This window comes from Clostridium cavendishii DSM 21758, from assembly GCF_900141845.1.
Taxonomy (GTDB): domain Bacteria; phylum Bacillota; class Clostridia; order Clostridiales; family Clostridiaceae; genus Clostridium_AG; species Clostridium_AG cavendishii.
In genome coordinates, this window is the sequence record NZ_FQZB01000016.1 from 33236 (window position 1) to 54017 (window position 20782).

Annotated in this window: 17 protein-coding genes, 1 tRNA gene and 1 pseudogene; 17 read left to right on the top strand and 2 right to left on the bottom strand. The window is 29.9% G+C overall.

The genetic code is table 11. The features are described from left to right. Positions 1-19: 19 nt before the first annotated feature. The 10 genes from BUB01_RS17865 to BUB01_RS17910 all read left to right on the top strand — a co-directional run bounded on the left by BUB01_RS17865 (position 20) and on the right by BUB01_RS17910 (position 11684). Positions 20-721 carry a ClpP family protease gene (locus tag BUB01_RS17865; RefSeq protein WP_072991310.1) on the top strand — a complete coding sequence of 234 codons (702 nt, stop codon included), beginning with the start codon at positions 20-22 and terminating at the stop codon, positions 719-721. Positions 722-1131: 410 nt separating this feature from the next. Then, the gene (locus BUB01_RS17870) at positions 1132-3438 is read left to right on the top strand and encodes a DNA translocase FtsK (protein WP_072991313.1); all 2307 of its coding nucleotides are present in this window, start codon (positions 1132-1134) and stop codon (positions 3436-3438) included. A gap of 72 nt (positions 3439-3510) precedes the next feature. After that, the gene (gene rimO / locus BUB01_RS17875; RefSeq protein ID WP_072991316.1) at positions 3511-4842 is read left to right on the top strand and encodes a 30S ribosomal protein S12 methylthiotransferase RimO; all 1332 of its coding nucleotides are present in this window, start codon (positions 3511-3513) and stop codon (positions 4840-4842) included. After that, the gene (gene pgsA / locus BUB01_RS17880; protein WP_072991319.1) at positions 4826-5416 is read left to right on the top strand and encodes a CDP-diacylglycerol--glycerol-3-phosphate 3-phosphatidyltransferase; all 591 of its coding nucleotides are present in this window, start codon (positions 4826-4828) and stop codon (positions 5414-5416) included. Before rimO ends, pgsA begins: the two co-directional genes overlap by 17 nt. A gap of 182 nt (positions 5417-5598) precedes the next feature. After that, positions 5599-6651, top strand: a complete 1053-nt coding sequence (recA, locus tag BUB01_RS17885; protein WP_072991323.1) for a recombinase RecA — start codon at positions 5599-5601, stop codon at positions 6649-6651. 267 nt (positions 6652-6918) lie between these two features. After that, positions 6919-8460 (top strand): ribonuclease Y, encoded by a 1542-nt coding sequence (gene rny / locus BUB01_RS17890; RefSeq protein ID WP_072991326.1) that lies wholly within the window; start codon positions 6919-6921, stop codon positions 8458-8460. A 256-nt stretch (positions 8461-8716) separates the two neighbouring features. Beyond that, positions 8717-8977 (top strand): stage V sporulation protein S, encoded by a 261-nt coding sequence (locus BUB01_RS17895; protein WP_072991331.1) that lies wholly within the window; start codon positions 8717-8719, stop codon positions 8975-8977. Positions 8978-9276: 299 nt separating this feature from the next. After that, entirely contained in the window at positions 9277-10113 is an 837-nt protein-coding gene (locus tag BUB01_RS17900) for a PHP domain-containing protein (RefSeq protein ID WP_072991335.1), read from the top strand. A gap of 4 nt (positions 10114-10117) precedes the next feature. Next, on the top strand, positions 10118-11311 hold the full coding sequence (locus BUB01_RS17905; protein WP_072991338.1) for a pyridoxal phosphate-dependent aminotransferase: 1194 nt from the start codon (positions 10118-10120) through the stop codon (positions 11309-11311). Between the two features lie 112 nt (positions 11312-11423). Beyond that, on the top strand, positions 11424-11684 hold the full coding sequence (locus BUB01_RS17910; RefSeq protein WP_072991341.1) for an HPr family phosphocarrier protein: 261 nt from the start codon (positions 11424-11426) through the stop codon (positions 11682-11684). Positions 11685-11900: 216 nt separating this feature from the next. Here the strand turns inward: BUB01_RS17910 and BUB01_RS17915 are convergent, their stop codons facing one another. After that, positions 11901-12113, bottom strand: a complete 213-nt coding sequence (locus BUB01_RS17915; RefSeq protein ID WP_072991344.1) for a DUF378 domain-containing protein — start codon at positions 12111-12113, stop codon at positions 11901-11903. Positions 12114-12263: 150 nt separating this feature from the next. Here BUB01_RS17915 and purB point away from each other — a divergent pair, with 150 nt between their 5' ends. The 7 genes from purB (at position 12264) to BUB01_RS17950 (ending at position 19105) form a co-directional block, all read left to right on the top strand. Next, positions 12264-13694: an adenylosuccinate lyase gene (gene purB, locus BUB01_RS17920; RefSeq protein ID WP_072991347.1), complete on the top strand. Its 1431-nt coding sequence runs from the start codon at positions 12264-12266 to the stop codon at positions 13692-13694. Between the two features lie 141 nt (positions 13695-13835). Then, positions 13836-13922: transfer RNA gene (locus BUB01_RS17925), tRNA-Leu, on the top strand. 193 nt (positions 13923-14115) lie between these two features. Then, positions 14116-14763 carry a hypothetical protein gene (locus BUB01_RS17930; RefSeq protein WP_072991350.1) on the top strand — a complete coding sequence of 216 codons (648 nt, stop codon included), beginning with the start codon at positions 14116-14118 and terminating at the stop codon, positions 14761-14763. Between the two features lie 534 nt (positions 14764-15297). After that, positions 15298-15990, top strand: coding sequence for an iron-sulfur cluster assembly scaffold protein (locus tag BUB01_RS17935; RefSeq protein ID WP_072991353.1), 693 nt, complete (start codon positions 15298-15300; stop codon positions 15988-15990). A 28-nt stretch (positions 15991-16018) separates the two neighbouring features. Then, the gene (locus tag BUB01_RS17940) at positions 16019-17020 is read left to right on the top strand and encodes a GGGtGRT protein (RefSeq protein WP_072991357.1); all 1002 of its coding nucleotides are present in this window, start codon (positions 16019-16021) and stop codon (positions 17018-17020) included. Between the two features lie 97 nt (positions 17021-17117). Further along, on the top strand, positions 17118-18050 hold the full coding sequence (locus tag BUB01_RS17945; protein WP_072991360.1) for a tyrosine-type recombinase/integrase: 933 nt from the start codon (positions 17118-17120) through the stop codon (positions 18048-18050). A 539-nt stretch (positions 18051-18589) separates the two neighbouring features. Further along, entirely contained in the window at positions 18590-19105 is a 516-nt protein-coding gene (locus BUB01_RS17950) for a hypothetical protein (protein ID WP_072991363.1), read from the top strand. Between the two features lie 282 nt (positions 19106-19387). Here the strand turns inward: BUB01_RS17950 and BUB01_RS17955 are convergent. Then, positions 19388-20500, bottom strand: a pseudogene (locus tag BUB01_RS17955) (IS256 family transposase); the annotation flags it as partial. Between the last annotated feature and the right edge of the window lie 282 nt (positions 20501-20782).

Genomic DNA, 20782 nt, shown 5'->3' on the forward strand with positions numbered 1-20782 from the left:
TTGTATAGGAGGTTTTTATATGGAAAATGAAAATAAAGAAATTAATGAGAAACCTAAGGATGAGAAGATTGAAGCGATAAAAGAACTTGGAAATACTTCTGAAGTAGAACCAGATAAAAAAATACAAATTCTTACTATTATAGGTCAGATAGAAGGGCATGGAGTGCTTCCACCCCAAACTAAATCTACTAAATATGAACATGTAATACCGCAGCTTATAGAAATGGAGCAAAATAAAAATGTTAAAGGTATTTTACTTATATTAAATACTGTAGGTGGTGATGTAGAGGCTGGTCTTGCCATGGCTGAGATGATAAGAAGTCTTAGTAAAAAAACTGTTTCACTTGTCATTGGAGGAGGCCATTCTATAGGAGTACCACTTACAACAGCTGCTGATTATTCTTTTATATCGCCTTCAGCTACTATGATAATACATCCTATTCGAATGAATGGACTTATAATTGGTGTGCCTCAAACTTTTAAATATTTTACTAAAATGCAAGAAAGAATAAATAATTTTATAGTTAGAACTTCCCGTATAAGTAATGAAGAATTAACAAGGCTAATGTTACGAACAGATGAACTTTTAAATGATATGGGAACCATACTTATAGGTGAAGAGGCTGTTAGATGTGGACTTATTGATGAAGTTGGTGGAGTTAAAGAGGCTTTAGCAAAGCTAAATTCAATGATAGAAAGTGATGAAGAATTAGAGCCATAGGAAGTATCCTATGGTCTCTTTATTTAAACTGGGAGTATTTTTAATGGACAGGCTAATTTTTATAATCATTTTTATGGAAAAATTATATTAATTAAAGTAAAGATTTGTTAAAAAATAATTGCTAGTGACTATATCTCAAAGAAGTAATTTTAATTAATCAAAGAAAAAATTTAAATACGAAGTACATAATATTGTATAAAACAAATTAAAATTTGTTTTAAAAAGAAACTCCTATCCGCTATCGTTCATAGGAGTAAGTTCCATTAACTAAATCGAAGATTTATTTTTAGAAGGACACTCCTGTTCGTTATTACTCACATGAGTAAGTTCGAATAACCAAATTAAAATTTGGATTCTCACTTAAAGGATATTTGATAGTTGTGTAGAACAATATAAAAGAGGTGAAAAAAATGGCAAAAACTAGAAAAAGAGTCAAGAGAAAAGCAAGAAAGCAAAAAGATTATAATACAGATATAAGAGGAATAATTATTATAGCTGTATCATTGATAATATCACTTGGAATTTATACAGATTCGGTTGGTTATTTAAGTTATTTATCAAAGAAAATATTTATATCATTATTTGGAATAGGAGCATACATAATACCTATATATATTATATATTTAGCTATTAGTTATATTGTTAATAAGGGCACAGTTCCTATAAATAAAGTATTAGTTGGAGTAACACTTCTTATTATAAACACTTTATTATTTATTCAAGCATTAAATATAGAAGAATATTATGATAGTTCAAGTTTTTCTAATTCAATAAATTTAATAATAGGTTCCAAATCCATTTTTCATGCTGGAATTATAGGATTTTCAATAGCTTTACCTATTTATAAGTTAATAGGATCTACTGGATCATATATTTTATATATAGCTATGTATTTTATATCCTCAATTATACTTTTCAATTTTACATTGGAGGATTTTAGACTAAGGCTAAAAGGATTAAAGCCTACAATGAAGGACAAAGGTGATACTGAAAAAGTTAAAGTTGGAGATGAATATTTAACTCTTAAGGAAGCTACAGAAAATGAAAATGAACATAAGAGTTTTATAGGAGATATAGATGACAAAATAAAAATATTGGATTTCATGAAAAATAGTGCTGTTACAGAAGAAATAGCTACAGATAAACACTTAGAGAATATGAAAATAATTACAAGTGAAGATAATAAACCTCATACTAAAGAAAAGAAAGGATTAGATAATGAGGTTAAGGAGACTGTGAGTAAAGAAATAGAGGAAGTATTAAGTGGAAAAGGAGAAAGTATACAATATATTCATCCTAATATAGACCTATTAAATTTAAATCAAGGTTCAAAAATGAATAAAGAAGATAAAAAAGATTTAATTGCAAATGCTAGTAAATTAGAAGAAACATTAGGTAGTTTTGGTGTGGATGCAAAGGTAGTTCAAGTTACTAAAGGCCCTTCTGTAACTAGATTTGAGCTTCAACCAAGTCCAGGAGTTAAGGTAAGCAAAATAGTTAACCTTTCAGATGATATAGCTTTAGGACTTGCTGCTAGTGGTGTTAGAATAGAAGCACCAATACCAGGTAAAGCAGCAGTTGGAATTGAAGTTCCGAATAAGGAACAAACACCTGTATTTTTAAGAGAAGTTTTAGATTCAGATGAGTTCAAAAATAAGAATGGAAATGTAAGTTTTGCTTTAGGGAAAGATATAGCAGGTAAATGTGTTGCTACAGATTTAAGTAAGATGCCACATTTATTAATAGCTGGTGCTACTGGTTCAGGAAAGAGTGTTTGTATAAATGCTTTAATAATAAGCATTTTATATAAATATTCACCAGAGGATGTAAAACTTTTAATGGTTGATCCTAAAGTTGTTGAACTTAATGTTTACAATGGAATACCTCATTTATTGATCCCTGTTGTTACAGATCCTAAGAAAGCGGCAGCAGCACTAAATTGGGCTGTAAATGAAATGACTAGAAGATATAAGTTATTTGCTGATAATGGGGTTAGAAATGTAGAATCTTATAATGCTTTGTATCTTAAGGGTATTGTAAATGAGAAACTTCCTTTTATAGTTATAATAGTTGATGAACTTGCAGATCTTATGATGGTGTGTCCAAATGATGTAGAAGATTATATAGCTAGACTTGCTCAAATGGCAAGAGCAGCAGGAATGCATTTAGTTATAGCCACACAAAGACCATCAGTAGATGTAATAACTGGAGTAATTAAAGCAAATATACCATCTAGAATATCATTTGCAGTATCAAGTCAGATAGATTCAAGAACAATATTAGATTCTTCAGGAGCAGAAAAGTTGCTTGGAAGAGGTGATATGTTATTTTATCCTGTTGGTGAAGCGAAACCTGTCAGAATACAAGGAGCATTTATTTCGGAAGAAGAAGTAGAACATGTAGTAAACTTTATAAAAGATGGTGACAAAACACAAGTGAATGAATATGAAAACGAAATATTAGAGCATATAAATAGTGAAGTTAAAACTACAGCGCAAGGCCAAGATGTAGATGAACTTTTAGATGAAGCTATAAAAATAGTAGTAGAAAGTGGACAGGCATCTACATCATATCTTCAGAGGAGGCTTAGGATTGGATTTAATAGAGCTGCTAGAATAATGGACCAATTAGAGGAAAACAACATAATTTCTCCAAGAGATGGCTCGAAACCTAGACAGGTGCTTGTATCAAGAGAAGATATGGAAAATATGGATTAAAAAAGTCTTGTGTTAATTTGAAAACAGTTTTACAATTAAGTATATAGTTAACAACATAGGAGGAATACATTAGTGAAATATAAAGTTGGAATAGTAAGTTTAGGTTGCGATAAAAATAGAGTAGATTCAGAAATAATTTTAGGTAAAGTAAAAAGTGATTATGAAATAACAAATAATCCTAAGGAAGCAGATATTATAATAGTTAATACCTGTGGATTTATAGAGAAAGCAAAACAAGAATCTATAAATACTATTTTAGATATGGCAAAGTATAAAGAAAAATATAATTGCAAACTACTTATAGCGACAGGTTGTTTAACTCAAAGATATGGAGAAGAACTTAAAGAAGAGATGCCTGAAATAGACGTAATGCTTGGTGTTAATGATTATGATAAGATAAATCAATCAATAATTGCTTTTATAAAAGAAGATAAAAGAGCTTTAGCAGTAAGCTATAAAGATACAGGAATAAATGAGGGGGAAAGGGTTATAACTACTGGAAAGTCAACAGCATATATAAGAATAGCTGAAGGTTGTAATAATTTCTGCACTTATTGTGTAATACCTAAAATAAGAGGAAAATATAGAAGCAGAAACTTTGAAAGTATAATAGATGAAGCTAAGATATTAGCATCTCAAGGGGTTAAGGAACTTATAGTTATAGCTCAAGATACTACAAACTATGGTGTTGATTTATATGGTAAAAGAAGAATTCACGAGCTTATAAGAGAGTTAAGTAAAATAGATAGTATAGAGTGGATTAGACTTATGTATTCGTACCCAGAAGCTATAGAAGACGAATTGTTAAAAGAAATGGCTGAAAATGAGAAAGTGTGTAAATACATGGATATTCCTATACAACATATAAGCAGTTCAATACTTAAAAGAATGGGTAGAAGAACAACAAAGGAAGAGATAATATCTAAGATAAATAAAATTAGAAGTTATATGAATGATGTTACACTTAGGACATCTATTATTGTAGGTTTTCCAGGAGAAACTGAACAGGACTTTGAAGAATTAAAGAATTTTATAAAAGAAATAAAATTAGATAAAGTTGGTGTATTTACATATTCACAAGAAGAGGATACACCAGCAAGCATAATGGATAATCAAGTAGATGAACATGTTAAGGTTTCAAGAGAGCAAGAACTTATGTTAATTCAACGCGAAGTTTCAAAAGAAATAAATAATAATAAAATAGGAAAAAAATATAAGGTTCTAATAGAAGCTATAGAAGATGGAAGCTATATTGGAAGAAATTTCGAAATGGCACCAGAAGTTGATGGCGCAGTTTTTGTAAAGGAAAAAGATTTGATAATAGGCAATTTTTATGAAGTAAATATAAATAGTGCATTGGAATACGATTTAGTAGGAGTTGTAGATAATGAATCTAGCAAATAAACTAACCCTTATAAGAATATTTTTAGTCCCTATATTTCTAATTTTTATAGCATTTAAAAGTTTACCTTATGGTACTTTTATAGCTACTTTTATATTTATATTAGCATCTTTAACTGATAAATTAGATGGATATATAGCAAGAAGTAGAAATCAAATAACTAGGTTTGGTAAGTTTATGGATCCATTAGCAGATAAACTTTTAGTGACAGCGGCACTGATATCTTTGGTAGAGCTTCAAGTAGTTCCTAGCTTTGCTGCCATAGTTATAATAGCTAGGGAATTTGCAGTATCAGGACTTAGAACTATTGCGGCAGCTGATGGTATAGTAATCGCAGCTAGTTGGTGGGGAAAAATAAAAACTGTTATACAAATAATAGCAATAATAGCATTATTATTAAAAGTAAATATAAGTGAATCTGCATTTCTTCAAAATATGGTTAATAATAATATATATATAGATAACTTTTTTAAGTATTGTCCAACAATATTTTTATATATGGCAGTTATTATAACTATAGTTTCTGGAATAGATTACTTTGCTAAGAATAAAGAGGCTATAAATACTGATAAATAGTGATTAAAAATAGAATAGTTGTTAATAATTATAATAAAAGTTCCATTTTAAAAGTGGAACTTTTAAAATGCTTATGCTATTAACTTAAAGTAATAATATAAGCGCTTTTGTGTTGACATAATAATAATAGTGATTTATAATTTAATTAGAACAAATGTTCGTTGAAGGGAGAGGAGAATTTTATGAAAACTATTGACGCTGAAAAATTAAAAGCTATAGAAGCTGCCATGGGGCAGATAGAAAAACAATTTGGTAAAGGTTCTATAATGAAATTGGGTGACCATGATAAGACTAATGTAGATGCAATTTCTACAGGATGTTTAGATTTAGATATAGCCTTGGGGATTGGTGGAGTGCCAAGAGGTAGAATAATAGAAATATATGGGCCAGAAAGTTCAGGTAAAACAACAGTAGCGCTTCATATAATAGCGGAAGCACAAAAACAAGGTGGAGCTGTTGGTTATATAGATGCAGAGCATGCTTTAGATCCTACTTATGCAGGTAGGTTGGGAGTAGATATAGACAATCTTTTTGTATCTCAACCAGATACAGGAGAACAAGGTCTTGAAATAGCAGAAGCTTTAGTGCGTTCAGGTGCTATAGATGTAATAGTAGTTGACTCAGTAGCAGCCTTAGTTCCAAGAGCTGAAATAGAAGGAGAAATGGGAGATTCTCATGTAGGACTTCAAGCAAGACTTATGTCTCAAGCTCTTAGAAAATTGGCAGGATCTATAAGTAAATCAAAGTGTGTTGCTATATTTATAAATCAACTTAGAGAAAAAGTTGGAGTTATGTTTGGTAATCCTGAAACTACGCCAGGTGGAAGAGCATTAAAATTCTATGCATCCGTTAGAATGGATATAAGAAGAATAGATTCTATAAAACAAGCAGAAAGTATTGTGGGTAATAGAACTAGAGTTAAGGTTATGAAAAATAAGGTTGCACCTCCATTTAGACAAGCAGAATTTGATATAATGTATAATGAAGGTATATCAAGAACAGGTAATATAATAGATGTTGGTGTTAAAGAAGAAATAGTTCAAAAAAGTGGAGCGTGGTTCTCTTATGGAGATGTAAGACTTGGTCAAGGTAGAGAGAATGCAAAGCAATACTTAAAGGAAAATCCGGAACTTGCAACTGAAATAGAAAATAAAATAAGAGCTAAGTATGATTTGCCTTTGAACGTGGCTATGAGTGAAGTTGCAGCAGATAAGAAGACTAAAAAAGAAAAATAAAATTTTTAATAATAATGAAAAAATCGCAAAATTTTGCGATTTTTTTCTTTTAAATGTTATAATTTATGCGTATTTGGAAATACTACAAGTATAATTATAAATTCAATAAGGTTTGGGAACACTCAACTTGACATAAGTGAATTTTTAATATACAATAATAACAAATACTGGTTTATCATATTCAAGAAATAACAGTGAGAATACTATGACACCTTTCTGCGCTTTTATATTAAAAAATAAAGTGTAAAACGCGATGGAGGTGTTAGTATGGAAAACATAATAATTCCTGTAATAGGAGTAGTATTATTAATTGTTTTAGGAATAGTACAATATAATTTAGTTCAAAAAGCTTCAAAAAATAAGGTGGCTGGACTAGAGCAGGAAGCAGAATTAAAGCTTGAAACAGCTGTTAAAGAAGCAGAAGCTTTAAAAAAGGAAGCAATTTTAGAAGCAAAAGAAGAAGTACACAAATTGAGAGCTGATTTTGAAAAAGAATCTCGTGAAAGAAGAAATGAAATACAAAGATTAGAGAGAAGACTTATTCAAAGAGAAGAGTCGCTAGATAAAAAGAGTGATCTTCTTGAAAAGAAAGAAGACACTGTAAATAAAAAGCTTCAAGAAATAGAGCAGCTAGAGCAAAGTGTGCAAGAATTATATGGAAGACAAAGAGAAGAACTTGAAAGAATATCAAATCTCTCAAGTGAGGAAGCAAGAGCAATCTTGCTTGATGAAGTGAGCAAAGAAATTAAACATGAGTCGGCAATGATGATTAAAGAAATTGAAACAAGAGCAAAAGAAGAGGCTGATAAAAAAGCCAGAGAAATCATTACCACTGCTATTCAAAGATGCGCGGCAGATCATGTTTCAGAATCTACAGTGCATGTTGTTTCATTGCCAAATGATGAAATGAAGGGTAGAATCATAGGAAGAGAAGGTAGAAATATCAGAACCTTAGAAACTTTAACAGGCGTAGACCTAATAATAGATGATACTCCTGAAGCTGTTATTCTTTCGAGCTTTGATCCTATAAGAAGAGAAGTAGCAAGAATAGCACTTGAAAAGTTAATAGTGGATGGTAGGATTCATCCAGCTAGAATCGAGGAAATGGTAGAAAAAGCCAAGATGGATGTTGAAAATGACATTAAGGAAGAGGGAGAACAAGCGACCTTTGAAACTGGTGTTCATGGATTACATCCAGAAATAGTTAGACTTCTAGGTAGACTTAAGTATAGAACTAGTTATGGTCAAAATGTTTTAAAGCATTCTATAGAGGTATCATATTTAGCGGGTCTTATGGCTTCTGAGTTAGGGCTTGATGTAGCTTTAGCAAGAAGAGCTGGACTTTTGCATGATATAGGTAAAGCTGTAGATCAAGAAGTTGAAGGACCACATGCTTTAATAGGTGGAGATTTAGCTAAGAAGTACCATGAGTCACCAATAGTTGTTAATGCAATTTCAGCACATCATGGTGATGTTGAAATGCAATCTCTAGAAGCAGTATTAGTTCAAGCAGCAGATGCTATATCAGCAGCTAGACCAGGTGCTAGAAGAGAAACAATAGAAGCTTACATTAAAAGGCTTGAAAAGTTAGAAGAAATAGCAAACACATACGAAGGTGTAGAAAAGTCATATGCCATTCAAGCTGGAAGAGAGATTAGAATTATGGTGAAACCAGACCAAGTTGACGATGCAGGGGCTATTGAAATGGCAAGAAATATAGTTAAAAAAATAGAAGAACAATTAGAATATCCAGGTCAAATTAAGATCAATGTTATAAGAGAAACCCGTGCAGTTGACTATGCAAAATAATTAAAAGTACTAAATACATTTTGTTGAAAGCAAAATGTATTTTTTTAATTTGTGAACAGATTAAAAAAATACATATAATTATAAATAAATTATATAAATATTGTATTAGAAAAATAAAAAACTTCTTTTTTTAGAATTTTAATTTTAAAAGAAGGATTTTATAAGTATTTATAGAATAGTATATAATATCAAGGATTTTTTAAAGTATTTTTTGTAAACGATATCCTACACATTATTTCTAGGGGGGAAAATAGTAATGGAAGTATTAAAAGTATCAACTAAATCAAATCCTAATTCGGTAGCAGGAGCGCTAGCAGCAATTATAAAGGAAAAAAATATTGTTGAAATTCAAGCAGTAGGTGCAGGTGCTATAAATCAAGCTGTAAAAGCTATTGCAATTGCAAGAGGTTTTGTGGCTCCAAGTGGGAAAGATATAGTATGCGTTCCAGCGTTTACTGATATCCAAATTGATGGAGAAGAAAGAACTGCTATTAAATTAATAGTTCAGCCAAGATAAAGAGAAGAGCCTAAAAGGCTCTTTTTTTGTTCTGAAAAATATAAGATTGGTTAGAGCATATATGTTGCAATTTAAAATCTACACCTATATTAATATACTTGTTAAATATAAAAGAAAGAAAATGTTAAATTTAATTTGTAGAAATCATATTATAAATATGATATTTGATTTAATATGTATAAAATTAATTTAAATATTTAAGATATTAGTACGAGAATCTTTTGTTTATGGTAATATTTACTTTTAAAAATAAAAATGTTATATTTTTAATATATATTTTAAAGAAAAAGGTGTAAATTATGAAATATTCGGATCTTCATATACACTCCTGTTATTCGGATGGGGTATTAACCCCAGAAAAAATTATTAAAGTGGCCCTAGAAAAAAACTTAAAAACTATAGCTATAACGGATCATGATACATTAAGTTCTCAATATGTTACAAAGCTTAATTTAGAAAATTTGGATATAATTTCTGGTATTGAAATAAGTAGTAAATATAAGGAAAATGAAATACATATATTGGGGTATTATATAAATATTGAAGAATCAAATATTAAAAGGGCTATAGATATACTGAAAACGTCAAGAGAAAATAGATTCAAGGAAGTTATATGTAGGCTAAATAATAAGGGTATATATTTAAGTATGGATGACTTTTCGGAGTTTAAAGATAGTACAATAGGTAGGGCTCATATAGCTAATGTTCTTGTAAAGAAAGGTTATTCTAACAATTATAAAGAAGCCTTTAATTTATATCTATTAGAAGGTAAAGATACTTTTGTTGAAAGGTATAAGTTTTCTTATAGGGAGACCATTGATATAATAAGAAAATCAGGAGGAATAGCAATATTATCACATCCTGGAAAAATAAAAATAGGGATAGATATAGAAAACCTTATAAAAGATTTAAAATTTTATGGTTTACAGGGAATTGAAGTTTATCATCCTAGTCATAACTCTAAACAAATAAGTTATTTTTATAATCTTGCAAAAAAACATAAACTTTTAATAACAGGTGGATCAGACTGTCATGGAATGAAAAATATAACCGATGAAATTCTCTTGGGAAGTTATGGGATAGATGAAATTCTAATGAATAAAATAAAAGCATATCATTTAAAGCAAAGGAGATAATTTAATGGAACTATCAAAAAAGGCGTTAGAAATAAGTCCTTCAATTACACTTAAAGTAACAGCAAAGGCTAAAGAAATGAAAGCTCAAGGTATTGATGTTATAAGTTTTGGAGCGGGTGAACCAGATTTTAATACTCCTCAAAATATAATAGAAGCAGCTGTTAGGGCTATGAATGGTGGAGAGACAAAATATACTCAAACATCTGGTATAAATGAACTTAAAGATGCTATAATAAATAAATTTAGAAATGATAATAATTTAGAATATAATAGGAATAATATAATAATAAGTACAGGCGCCAAGCAATGTTTAGCAGATGTATTTACAGCAATATTAAATCCGAATGATGAAGTGTTAATACCTACACCGTATTGGGTTAGCTATCCTGAACTTATAAAATTATCTGATGGTATTCCTGTGTTTATAGAATGCGCAAAAGAGAATGACTATAAACTTACAGTAGAATCATTAAATCTGGCAGTAACAAAAAGAACAAAAGCTATAGTTATAAATAGTCCAAATAATCCAAGTGGGGTAGTTTATACTGAAGAAGAACTTAAACAAATTTTGGAGTTTTCAATTAAAAATGATTTAATAATAATTTCGGATGAAATTTATGAAAAACTAATATATGATAATGAGAAACATGTAAGCATAGCTAGTTTAAGCAAGGATGCAAAAGAAAGAACTATAGTTATTAATGGGGTATCAAAGTCGTATGCAATGACAGGATGGAGAATTGGCTATGCTGCAGCTGATGAAAAAATAATAAAACTTATGACAAATATTCAAAGTCATGTAACATCAAATCCTAATACAATAGCTCAATATGCATCATTAGAGGCTTTAACTGGACCCCAAGATACAATAAGAGATATGATAATTGAATTTGAAAAAAGAAGAAATTATATGATAGAAAAAATAGAAAGAATAAATGGAGTAACTTATATAAAACCTAGGGGTGCTTTTTATGTTATGCTAAATATAGATAGCTTCATAGGAAAAAAAGTAAATGGTAATCAAATTAAGGGATCATTAGATTTTGCTGAGTTTTTACTTGAGGAAGAAAAAGTTGCTGTAATACCAGGAATAGCATTTGGACTAGATAATTATATAAGACTTTCTTATGCAATGTCTTTACAGAATATAATAAATGGTATAGACAGGATAGAGAATTTTATAGCTAGAATTAGCTAAATTTACTTAATTAGAAATTAAAGAGTTGAAATTTCAGTAAATTATGTTTATAATAAAGTAGTTAAATGTAAAATTATATTTACAATTAAATTAGATTAAAGAGGTGGATGTAATGGTAAGTAAAGAGGTAATCGTTAAAAATTCAACTGGTTTACATGCTAGACCAGCAACATTATTAGTAAAGAAAGCTTCATCTTTCAAATCAGATGTAAGCATAGAATTTAATGGTAAAAAAGCTAACATCAAAAGTTTAATTGGTGTTTTATCACTAGGAGTAACTAAAGATGCTAACATAAAAGTTGTAGCTTCAGGTGATGATGAAACTTTAGCTGTTGAAGAAATAGTTAAATTAATCGAAGGTTTAGAAGAATAATACATAAAGGTTCCAAATTTTTGGAACCTTTTATGTTTAAATGTACATAATAAAACAAAGTGTTATTTATTATATGAGTAAGTGATGTTTTTTATGACATAGGCTCAATCAAATAGATATTCTATTTACGATTGTGAAAAGTAATAATTTTACATAAGTAGAAACTTAATTTAAGATAAAGACCATACAGAGGGAGAACCCTATGTATGGTCTTTATTATCTGTTAAGAAATTTACTTCTCAACACTACTGTAACAAGCTCTATACCTGCTGCAAAGACTAATATATATAGGATTGTTTCAACAAAAGAACTACCGAAACTTGCAAATTTAACTAGATTAAATCTTAAAAGTCCAATTAGTCCCCAATTTAAAGCACCTATACTAACTAAGATAAAGGATATCTTGTCCCAAATATTGATTTTGTACATAAATTATCTCTCCCATCCATAAAAATTTACTTAACATAGTAATTTATATTAAAAAAAAGTATAAAATATAACTGACTATTATAATAAAAATATGTTATAATACGAATTATAATACTAAAATATAAAATTTTATTCGCATGGAGGTTCTAAATGAGAAATTTATACAGTACACCATTAAACTCAAGATACGCATCAAAAGAGATGAGCTACATATTTTCAGATGATATGAAATTTTCTACTTGGAGAAAGCTTTGGGTAGCATTAGCAGAATGTGAAAAAGAATTAGGATTAAATATAACTGAAGAGCAAATAAATGAGCTAAAAGAACATATTTATGATATAAATTATGATGAAGCTACAAAAAAAGAAAAAGAAGTCAGACATGATGTTATGAGTCATGTATATGCTTATGGTCTTCAATGTAAAACGGCTAAGGGTATAATACATTTAGGTGCAACTTCGTGTTATGTAGGTGATAATACAGATATTATTATAATGAGAGAAGGCTTATTATTAATAAAGAAAAAATTAATAAACACAATAAATCTTTTAAAAGAATTTGCATTAAAATATAAAGATATGCCATGCTTGGGCTTCACTCACTTCCAACCTGCTCAATTAACAACAGTAGGTAAGAGGGCTACATTGTGGATTCAAGATTTAGTTATGGACTTTGAGAATTTAGAACATACTATAGATACTTTAAAATTATTAGGTGTTAAAGGAACAACAGGAACACAAGCGAGCTTTATGAATCTATTTGAAGATGATGAGGAAAAGGTGAAAGAACTAGACCATATGGTAGCTAAGAAAATGAAATTTGAAAAAAGCTATGGAGTTACAGGTCAAACTTATCCAAGAAAATTAGATTCAATAGTATTAAATAGATTATCAGAAATAGCACAAAGTGCTTATAAATTTTCAAATGATTTAAGATTACTTCAAAGTATGAAAGAAGTTGAAGAACCATTTGAAAAAAATCAAATAGGCTCATCAGCTATGGCATACAAGAGAAATCCTATGAGAAGTGAAAGAATGGGTTCACTTGCAAGGTATGTTATTGTAGATGCATTAAATCCAGCAATAACAGCTTCAACACAATGGTTTGAAAGAACATTAGATGATTCTGCGAATAAAAGAATAGCAGTAGCAGAAGCTTTCTTAGCATTAGATGGAGTTCTTAATCTTTACATGAACATAGCAGAAAATATGGTAGTTTACGAAAAGGTAATAAAAGCTCATGTATTAAATGAACTTCCATTTATGGCTACAGAAAATATAATGATGGAAGCTGTAAAAAGGGGTGGAGATAGACAAGAACTACATGAAAGTATAAGAGTTCATTCAATGGCTGCAGCTCAAAGAGTAAAAGGTGAAGGTCTAAATAATGATTTGATAGATAGAATAATATCAGATGATAGTTTCAAATTATCTAAAGAAGAAATAATTAATATAATAGATCCAGTTAAATTTGTAGGAAGAGCTCCAAGTCAAGTAGTAGAATTTATAAATGAATATGTAAATCCAATACTTGAACAAAATAAAGATTTATTAGGAGAAAAAGCTGAAATATCAGTTTAATAAAATACTGGAGGGATTAGTTCCCTCCATATTTGACATAATAAAAAAATAAAAATATAAAAAAAAGTTGACATTGGGTATTTTAGTAAGTATAATAAAAAATGTCGATAGAGACAGCCTATAGGTTGATCTTAGGATTATGCCGATGTGGTGGAATTGGCAGACGCAACGGACTCAAAATCCGTCGGTAGCAATACCGTGCGGGTTCGATTCCCGCCATCGGCACCATAAATATAAAAAAGCACTTTAGAATATTTTTCTAAGGTGCTTTTTTATATTGAAATTAATAATATATATGAGTATTGTTATAAAAAATGACGTTTAAATAGTCTATTTGATTGTAAAATTATATAGTGATTTTAACATTATTCCAATTGAGTGTTATAATTACATAATAATCAATTGATAAGGGGGATTTTAAATGAAACATAAAGTAATTAGTGTATTATTAAGTGGATTAATAGTGTTTAGTTTTATAGGATGTGGAAATAGTCAAGCATCGTCTAAGAGTGTAAATGATGGTTCAACTAAGAAAGAAGAGAGCAAAGATAAAGAAAATGAGAAAACTGTTGATGGTGTTAAGTTTGCTATAGGAAAAATATCTAAGGAAGAAATAAAAGGTGACATGAACTCTGATGGGAAAATCAATAAAGAGAGTGGAGAATATTTTCAATCAGGATTAGATATTAAAAAAGCTATAGATTATGAATATGTTGTTGTAAATGTAAAAGTGGAAAATACTACAGATAAAGTGGTTAAGTTATTTCAAACTGGATGGAATGCAACAATGAAGGATGGATATGAGCTAAAAGATATAAAGGTAAATGATAAGCTAAATAATGAAGAAGTGCCTTCTAAGTATTCTTTTGATGCACAAGTAAAAATAGTAGTTGAGAAAAAATTAAATGCTGGAGAAATTAAATTGAAATACAATCTAAAAGATTATAGCAATCTTGGAAAAGCAATGCAAGAAGCTATGAATGGTGCAACAAAGGAAGATGTCAAAAAGAAATATCCGGAATTATACAAAGATAATTACGTCGATTTTGGAACTATAAAAATTCAATAATATATTAAAACCGAATCACCAAATTAAGAAGAAATAAAATTTTGTTTCTTCTTAACTTGGTATTACTTTTTTAAAGTTAGTTTACATAAGTTTTGAGAAAATCTTATAAATTGTAATTTTTTTATATATAATAAATAACTGAAAATTGAATCATAAGCTAATTTTAGATATTTAAAGTTACTAATATTAAGTTAGAATGTTATATAATTAACGATAATGACAATTAGTATCAAGTAAAATAAAGTATCAATTATAATAAAATTTTACAATTTATAGGTGATAGAATAAATTAAAAGAAGAAATTTCAAAACAAAAATTAGTAATTACAGCATTTACAATAAAAAAAGTGAAAAAATTAGAATTTTTTTTAGAAATATATTGTTAGTCGTCCAGACATTTGCTAGAATATACATGGGGTAGTTAAAATATTAACCCACTGGGGCAAATAAGACCCCACAATAGATGATTATAAGTCATAAAATTGGACAAGGTTTAATTTTATGAAGTAATTTTTAGGGAGGAGCAATATTTAGTATGATGTATTCAAGAGAAGTTGAAGAAATGTGTGTAATTGCTAAAGGACCAAATCACGGTTCAGCACCAATACCAGTAGAAGGTAGATGGGTACAGTCTAAAGAAGTAAAAGATATTTCAGGATTAACTCACGGAGTGGGCTGGTGTGCACCACAACAAGGAGCTTGTAAATTAACTTTAAACGTAAAAGATGGGGTTATACAAGAAGCTCTAGTTGAAACTATAGGATGTTCAGGTATGACTCACTCAGCTGCTATGGCATCTGAAATATTACCAGGAAAGACTATATTAGAAGCTTTAAACACAGACTTAGTTTGTGATGCTATAAACACTGCAATGAGAGAATTATTCCTTCAAATAGTATACGGAAGAACTCAAACTGCATTCTCAGAAGGCGGACTTCCAATAGGAGCTGGTCTTGAAGATTTAGGAAAAGGACTTAGAAGCCAAGTTGGTACTATGTACGGAACTTTAGCTAAAGGACCTAGATATTTAGAAATGGCAGAAGGATATGTAACTAAAGTTGCTTTAGACAATGATGATCAAATCACTGGTTACAAATTCGTTCACCTAGGTAAAATGATGGAAATGGTAGCTAAAGGAATGGATGCTAATGAAGCTTTAGAAAAAGCATCAGGACAATACGGAAGAGTTGACGATGCTGCTAAACTTTTAGATCCAAGACACGCTTAATTTTTAATATTGAAGGAGGAGAAGAATAATGCCATTATTTGAAAGTTATGAAAGAAGAATAGATCAAATTACTCCTGTACTTGCTAAGTACGGAATTGCTTCAATAGAAGAAGCTAGAAAAGTAACTCAAGATTTAGGAATAGATGTTTACGAAATCGTAAAATCAACTCAACCAATAGCATTTGAAAACGCTATGTGGGCTTACATCCTAGGAGCTGCTATAGCAGTTAAAAAAGGATGTCACAAAGCTGCTGAAGCTGCTGAAGCAATCGGAGAAGGATTACAAGCTTTCTGTATCCCTGGATCAGTTGCAGATGACAGAAAAGTTGGTTTAGGACATGGAAACTTAGGAGCTATGCTTTTAAGAGAAGAAACTAAATGTTTCGCATTCTTAGCTGGACATGAAAGCTTTGCTGCTGCTGAAGGAGCTATCAAAATAGCTGAAAAAGCAAACAAAGTAAGAAAAGAGCCATTAAGAGTTATATTAAACGGTCTTGGAAAAGATGCTGCAATGATAATCTCAAGAATCAATGGATTTACTTATGTTCAAACTAAGTTTGATTATTTCACAGGAAAATTAGAAATAGTTAAAGAAACTCCATACTCAAACGGTCCAAGAGCTGCAGTTAAATGCTACGGTTCAGACGATGTTAGAGAAGGTGTTGCTATAATGCATCATGAAGGTGTTGATGTATCAATCACTGGTAACTCAACTAACCCTACAAGATTCCAACACCCAGTTGCTGGAACATACAAAAAAGAAATGGTTGAACTAGGAAAGAAATACTTCTCAGTTGCATCAGGTGGTGGTACTGGAAGAACTCTTCACCCAGATAACATGGCAGCAGGTCCAGCTTCTTACGGTATGACAGATACTATGGGAAGAATGCACTCAGATGCTCAATTCGCAGGATCTTCATCAGTTCCAGCTCACGTTGAAATGATGGGTCTTATCGGAATGGGTAACAACCCAATGGTTGGTGCTACAGTTGCTGTTGCAGTTGCTATAGAAGAAGCAATGAACAAGTAGTAATATCAACGCTTAAAACACAAAAAATACGACACACATTATTTTATAGAAATATAGAGTAATGTGTGTTTTTTTATACACAAAAAAGGAGGTAAAAATGAGAAAAAAATTAAAGTTAAATCAACAAACTAAAAAGATATTTTCAGATGGGTTTGAAGAGTTCATTTTAAGTAAAAGGGCTATGAATTTAAGACCTCATTCAATTAATCATTATATGGAAAGTTACAAGACTATGGAAAAGTACATTGATGTTAATATACCAATAGAAAATATTGATAAAAGTTTTATAGATAATTATGTAATTGCATTAACAAAAAGAGATTTGAAAACTCAAACTATACATTCATACGTTAGGGATTTGAAAACAATACTTTATTATTTTATGAAACTTGATTATATGAAAACTTTTAAGATTACCTTACCAAAGGTTGATAAAGTTCCAATTGAAACTTATTCAGATGCAGAGTTGAGGATTTTATTAAAAAAGCCAAATATAAAAACTTGTAGTTTTGTAGAAATTCGTGACTGGACATTAATTAACTTCATTTTAAGTACAGGAGTAAGACTTAATAGTTTTATAAACATAAGAGTTAAGGATATAGATTTTGAAAATAATGTTGTTTATGTAAATACAACTAAGAATAGAAAACCATTAATAATACCTTTAAATGAAATAATAGTTAAGATTTTAAAGGACTATCTAAGAATAAGACAATATCAAAATACAGAAGACTATTTGTTTTGCACAGTATATGGTGACCAAATGAATAAAAGGTCAGTCAATAGTAGTTTAAATAACTACAATTCTAATAGAGGAATAACCAAAACTGGAATACACCGCTATAGACATACTTTTGCTAAGAAGTGGATACTTGCAGGTGGTTCGGTTACTGTATTGCAAAAAATTTTAGGTCATTCTTCTTTAAATATTACTGAAAATTATATCAATTTATTAGTAGAAGATTTAAAGAAAGATATTAATCAATTTAATATATTACAAGAATTTAATAAAACTCATATAAAGTTATAAAAAAATGGTGTTGAGGTACGGGAATACCTTAACACCGTTACAAGACCCATAGAAAACCCATAACAATTTAATATAGAAAATCTTGTACTTACTATTATAAATCTATTTTATAGTGGTTTCAAGTAGTTGTTTATGCACTATAGCAACTTTAAATAATTATAGTGGTGTGGTAGAGCCGATGCATAAAGTCTATTGGGTTATATTTAATTACTCTACTTATTAGATATACTCCTTAACAAGGTACATCTGACTTGTATATAAATTAGATGGGTGTAAGGGAAATGCCATATTTGTGGGGGATTTAAAGTAATAATAGACAAGTTATAGGGCAACATTTTATAGTTTGGTAAAGCTTTAAATACAAGTAGAGTATTAAACGAGCGATACAATTCAATAAACTCAATAATAGAATCCTAGGTGTAAAAACTTAGGGTTAACTATATCACTTGCAACGTGTCCACAATTCCTCAATAATACTTTTAAAAGCAACAAAGTCAACAATAATTTAAAATAAATTAATTAAAAAGGGAGAGAGAAAAATGAAAAAAGTATCATTAAAAAAGATAATCATAGGATTATTAGTTACTACAGGCACTATAGGAGGTGGAGCAGTAGTATATAACCAAGCTACAACACCTAAACCGACTGAAAACAAAGTACAAGTGGCTGAATCTAAAAAAGAAGAATCTAAGGAGGTTTCAAAGATGGAAAATCAAGAAGTAAAAAAATCAGATTCTAAAGAGGAAATTAAACAAGCAGAGGTTAAGCAAGAACAAGTAAAGAAAGAAAATGTAATTAATAACTTTGAATATTCAAATGTTCGAGTAGAAGATAACCACGCTTTAATGGCTATAACTAATAATAATGCAGATAGTTTCAATAAAGTGTATATCCAATGGGAGGTTTTAAGAAATGGAGAAAAAATATGCAATGGCTTCGATTGGTATCAAAAACAATGTAAGCAAGGAGATATATTTGAATTAAAAGCTTATCTTGCATTAGCTGACACAAAAGGAATAAGCATTAAAATGACAAATATACAAGGGTTTAAATAATATTTGAATTAGGAGAAGTGTAGACTTCTCCTTTTTATTAGATAAGTTTGAACAGAGCCTAGTTAAATGAACTAGGCTTGTATTATTTTACCTGCAATGTCTATACTAAAAAGTTTTTATATGAGTGTGTGAAGGCTTTTCTGTAAATAGCTTTTTATGATAATTATTTTATAGGTATGGAGTTTATGAAATAGCATCCATACCTTAATTTTAATATAGTAAATAATAAAGAGCATGTCAATAACACCCTATAAAAGGGTATATTTTTTGGTTGCTACACTATTAGTTATCTAACCTATCTTCAAACATTATAGACAACTCTCCATAGACTTTACCCCAGTTACGAAGCGGTAAATTCCATTTCTTTGTAGCTTCAAATGTAGCTAAATATAAAGCTTTAAGTAGTGCTGTATCACTTGGAAATACGCTTCTTTGACGGTTTAAACGTCGATAGCTACTATTCAGACTTTCTATTGCATTAGTTGTGTAGATTACCTTTCTTACATCAGCAGAAAACTTAAATATAGGACTTATTACATCCCAGTTTATAGACCAACTTTTCATTGCATTCGGATAATGGCTTTGCCATTTCTCCGCAATTTCTACCATACGGTTATGACCAATCTCTTCTGAGGATGCATGATATATTGTCTTTAAATCATTTGCAAATTCTTTCTTATCCTTATCTGCAACATATTTTAGAGTATTTCTAACTTGATGTACAATACAACGTTGATATTCATTTTTGGGAAATGCTACTGAAATTGACTCCTTAATACCTGTAAGGCCATCGGCACAAAGTATTAAAATATCTTTTACGCCCCTGTTTTTGAGCTCATTTAACACAGTAAGCCAATATTTACTGCTTTCATTTTGACCAATATTGATGCTTAAAACCTCTTTCTTACCATCTTCATTTATGCCAAGAATAACATATGCAGCAAGTTTCTTTATAACATGATTGTCTCTAACGGAGAAATGTACAGCATCGATATAAACTATAGGATATACAGAGCAAAGAGGGCGCTGTTGCCAGTCTTCGATTTCAGGTAATAGTTTATCCGTGATATCCGATACCATTCCTTCACTAACTTCAAATCCATATATATCTTCTATTTGTTCAGAGATTTGGCGTGTTGTAAGACCCTTAGCATACATAGAAATTATTTTATCTTCAATATTTGATATATCTTTTTGTCTCTTTTTTACTATTTTAGGTTCAAAGGAACTATCCCTATCTTGAGGCACATCTATTTCCATCTCACCATATTTACTTCTCACAACCTTTGATTTCTTACCATTTCTTGAATTCAAATTATCGGTGCGCTCATATGGAGCGTAACCCAAATGGTTGTCCATTTCAGCTTCAAGCATAGTTTGTAGTGTTCCACCCAAAAAAAACTAATATTCTTCCTTGTATTAAATCGCAAGTAAAATTAAACTTATTGTAAAAAATATACATAAATATATAGATAAATTAATTCGAATATAACTTTTTAATCATAGAATCACCTCTAGGTAGGATTATTACCCCATACGGGCGATTTTAAACCTATTTGTATATAGAATAGAAGGCTTATATAAGAACCTTTAAAATTCCTCATACGACTTTATAGCTATATTCTTGCCTTAAAAAACTATAAAACTAAGAAAAGAAGCTATCACTAACAGATTTAA

Coding starts and splice junctions, on each gene's coding strand:
- BUB01_RS17865 (WP_072991310.1), top strand. CDS start 20: ATGGAAAATGAAAATAAAGAAATTAATGAGAAACCTAAGGATGAGAAG.
- BUB01_RS17870 (WP_072991313.1), top strand. CDS start 1,132: ATGGCAAAAACTAGAAAAAGAGTCAAGAGAAAAGCAAGAAAGCAAAAA.
- pgsA (WP_072991319.1), top strand. CDS start 4,826: ATGAATCTAGCAAATAAACTAACCCTTATAAGAATATTTTTAGTCCCT.
- recA (WP_072991323.1), top strand. CDS start 5,599: ATGAAAACTATTGACGCTGAAAAATTAAAAGCTATAGAAGCTGCCATG.
- rny (WP_072991326.1), top strand. CDS start 6,919: ATGGAAAACATAATAATTCCTGTAATAGGAGTAGTATTATTAATTGTT.
- BUB01_RS17895 (WP_072991331.1), top strand. CDS start 8,717: ATGGAAGTATTAAAAGTATCAACTAAATCAAATCCTAATTCGGTAGCA.
- BUB01_RS17900 (WP_072991335.1), top strand. CDS start 9,277: ATGAAATATTCGGATCTTCATATACACTCCTGTTATTCGGATGGGGTA.
- BUB01_RS17905 (WP_072991338.1), top strand. CDS start 10,118: ATGGAACTATCAAAAAAGGCGTTAGAAATAAGTCCTTCAATTACACTT.
- BUB01_RS17910 (WP_072991341.1), top strand. CDS start 11,424: ATGGTAAGTAAAGAGGTAATCGTTAAAAATTCAACTGGTTTACATGCT.
- BUB01_RS17915 (WP_072991344.1), bottom strand. CDS start 12,113: ATGTACAAAATCAATATTTGGGACAAGATATCCTTTATCTTAGTTAGT.
- purB (WP_072991347.1), top strand. CDS start 12,264: ATGAGAAATTTATACAGTACACCATTAAACTCAAGATACGCATCAAAA.
- BUB01_RS17930 (WP_072991350.1), top strand. CDS start 14,116: ATGAAACATAAAGTAATTAGTGTATTATTAAGTGGATTAATAGTGTTT.
- BUB01_RS17935 (WP_072991353.1), top strand. CDS start 15,298: ATGATGTATTCAAGAGAAGTTGAAGAAATGTGTGTAATTGCTAAAGGA.
- BUB01_RS17940 (WP_072991357.1), top strand. CDS start 16,019: ATGCCATTATTTGAAAGTTATGAAAGAAGAATAGATCAAATTACTCCT.
- BUB01_RS17945 (WP_072991360.1), top strand. CDS start 17,118: ATGAGAAAAAAATTAAAGTTAAATCAACAAACTAAAAAGATATTTTCA.
- BUB01_RS17950 (WP_072991363.1), top strand. CDS start 18,590: ATGAAAAAAGTATCATTAAAAAAGATAATCATAGGATTATTAGTTACT.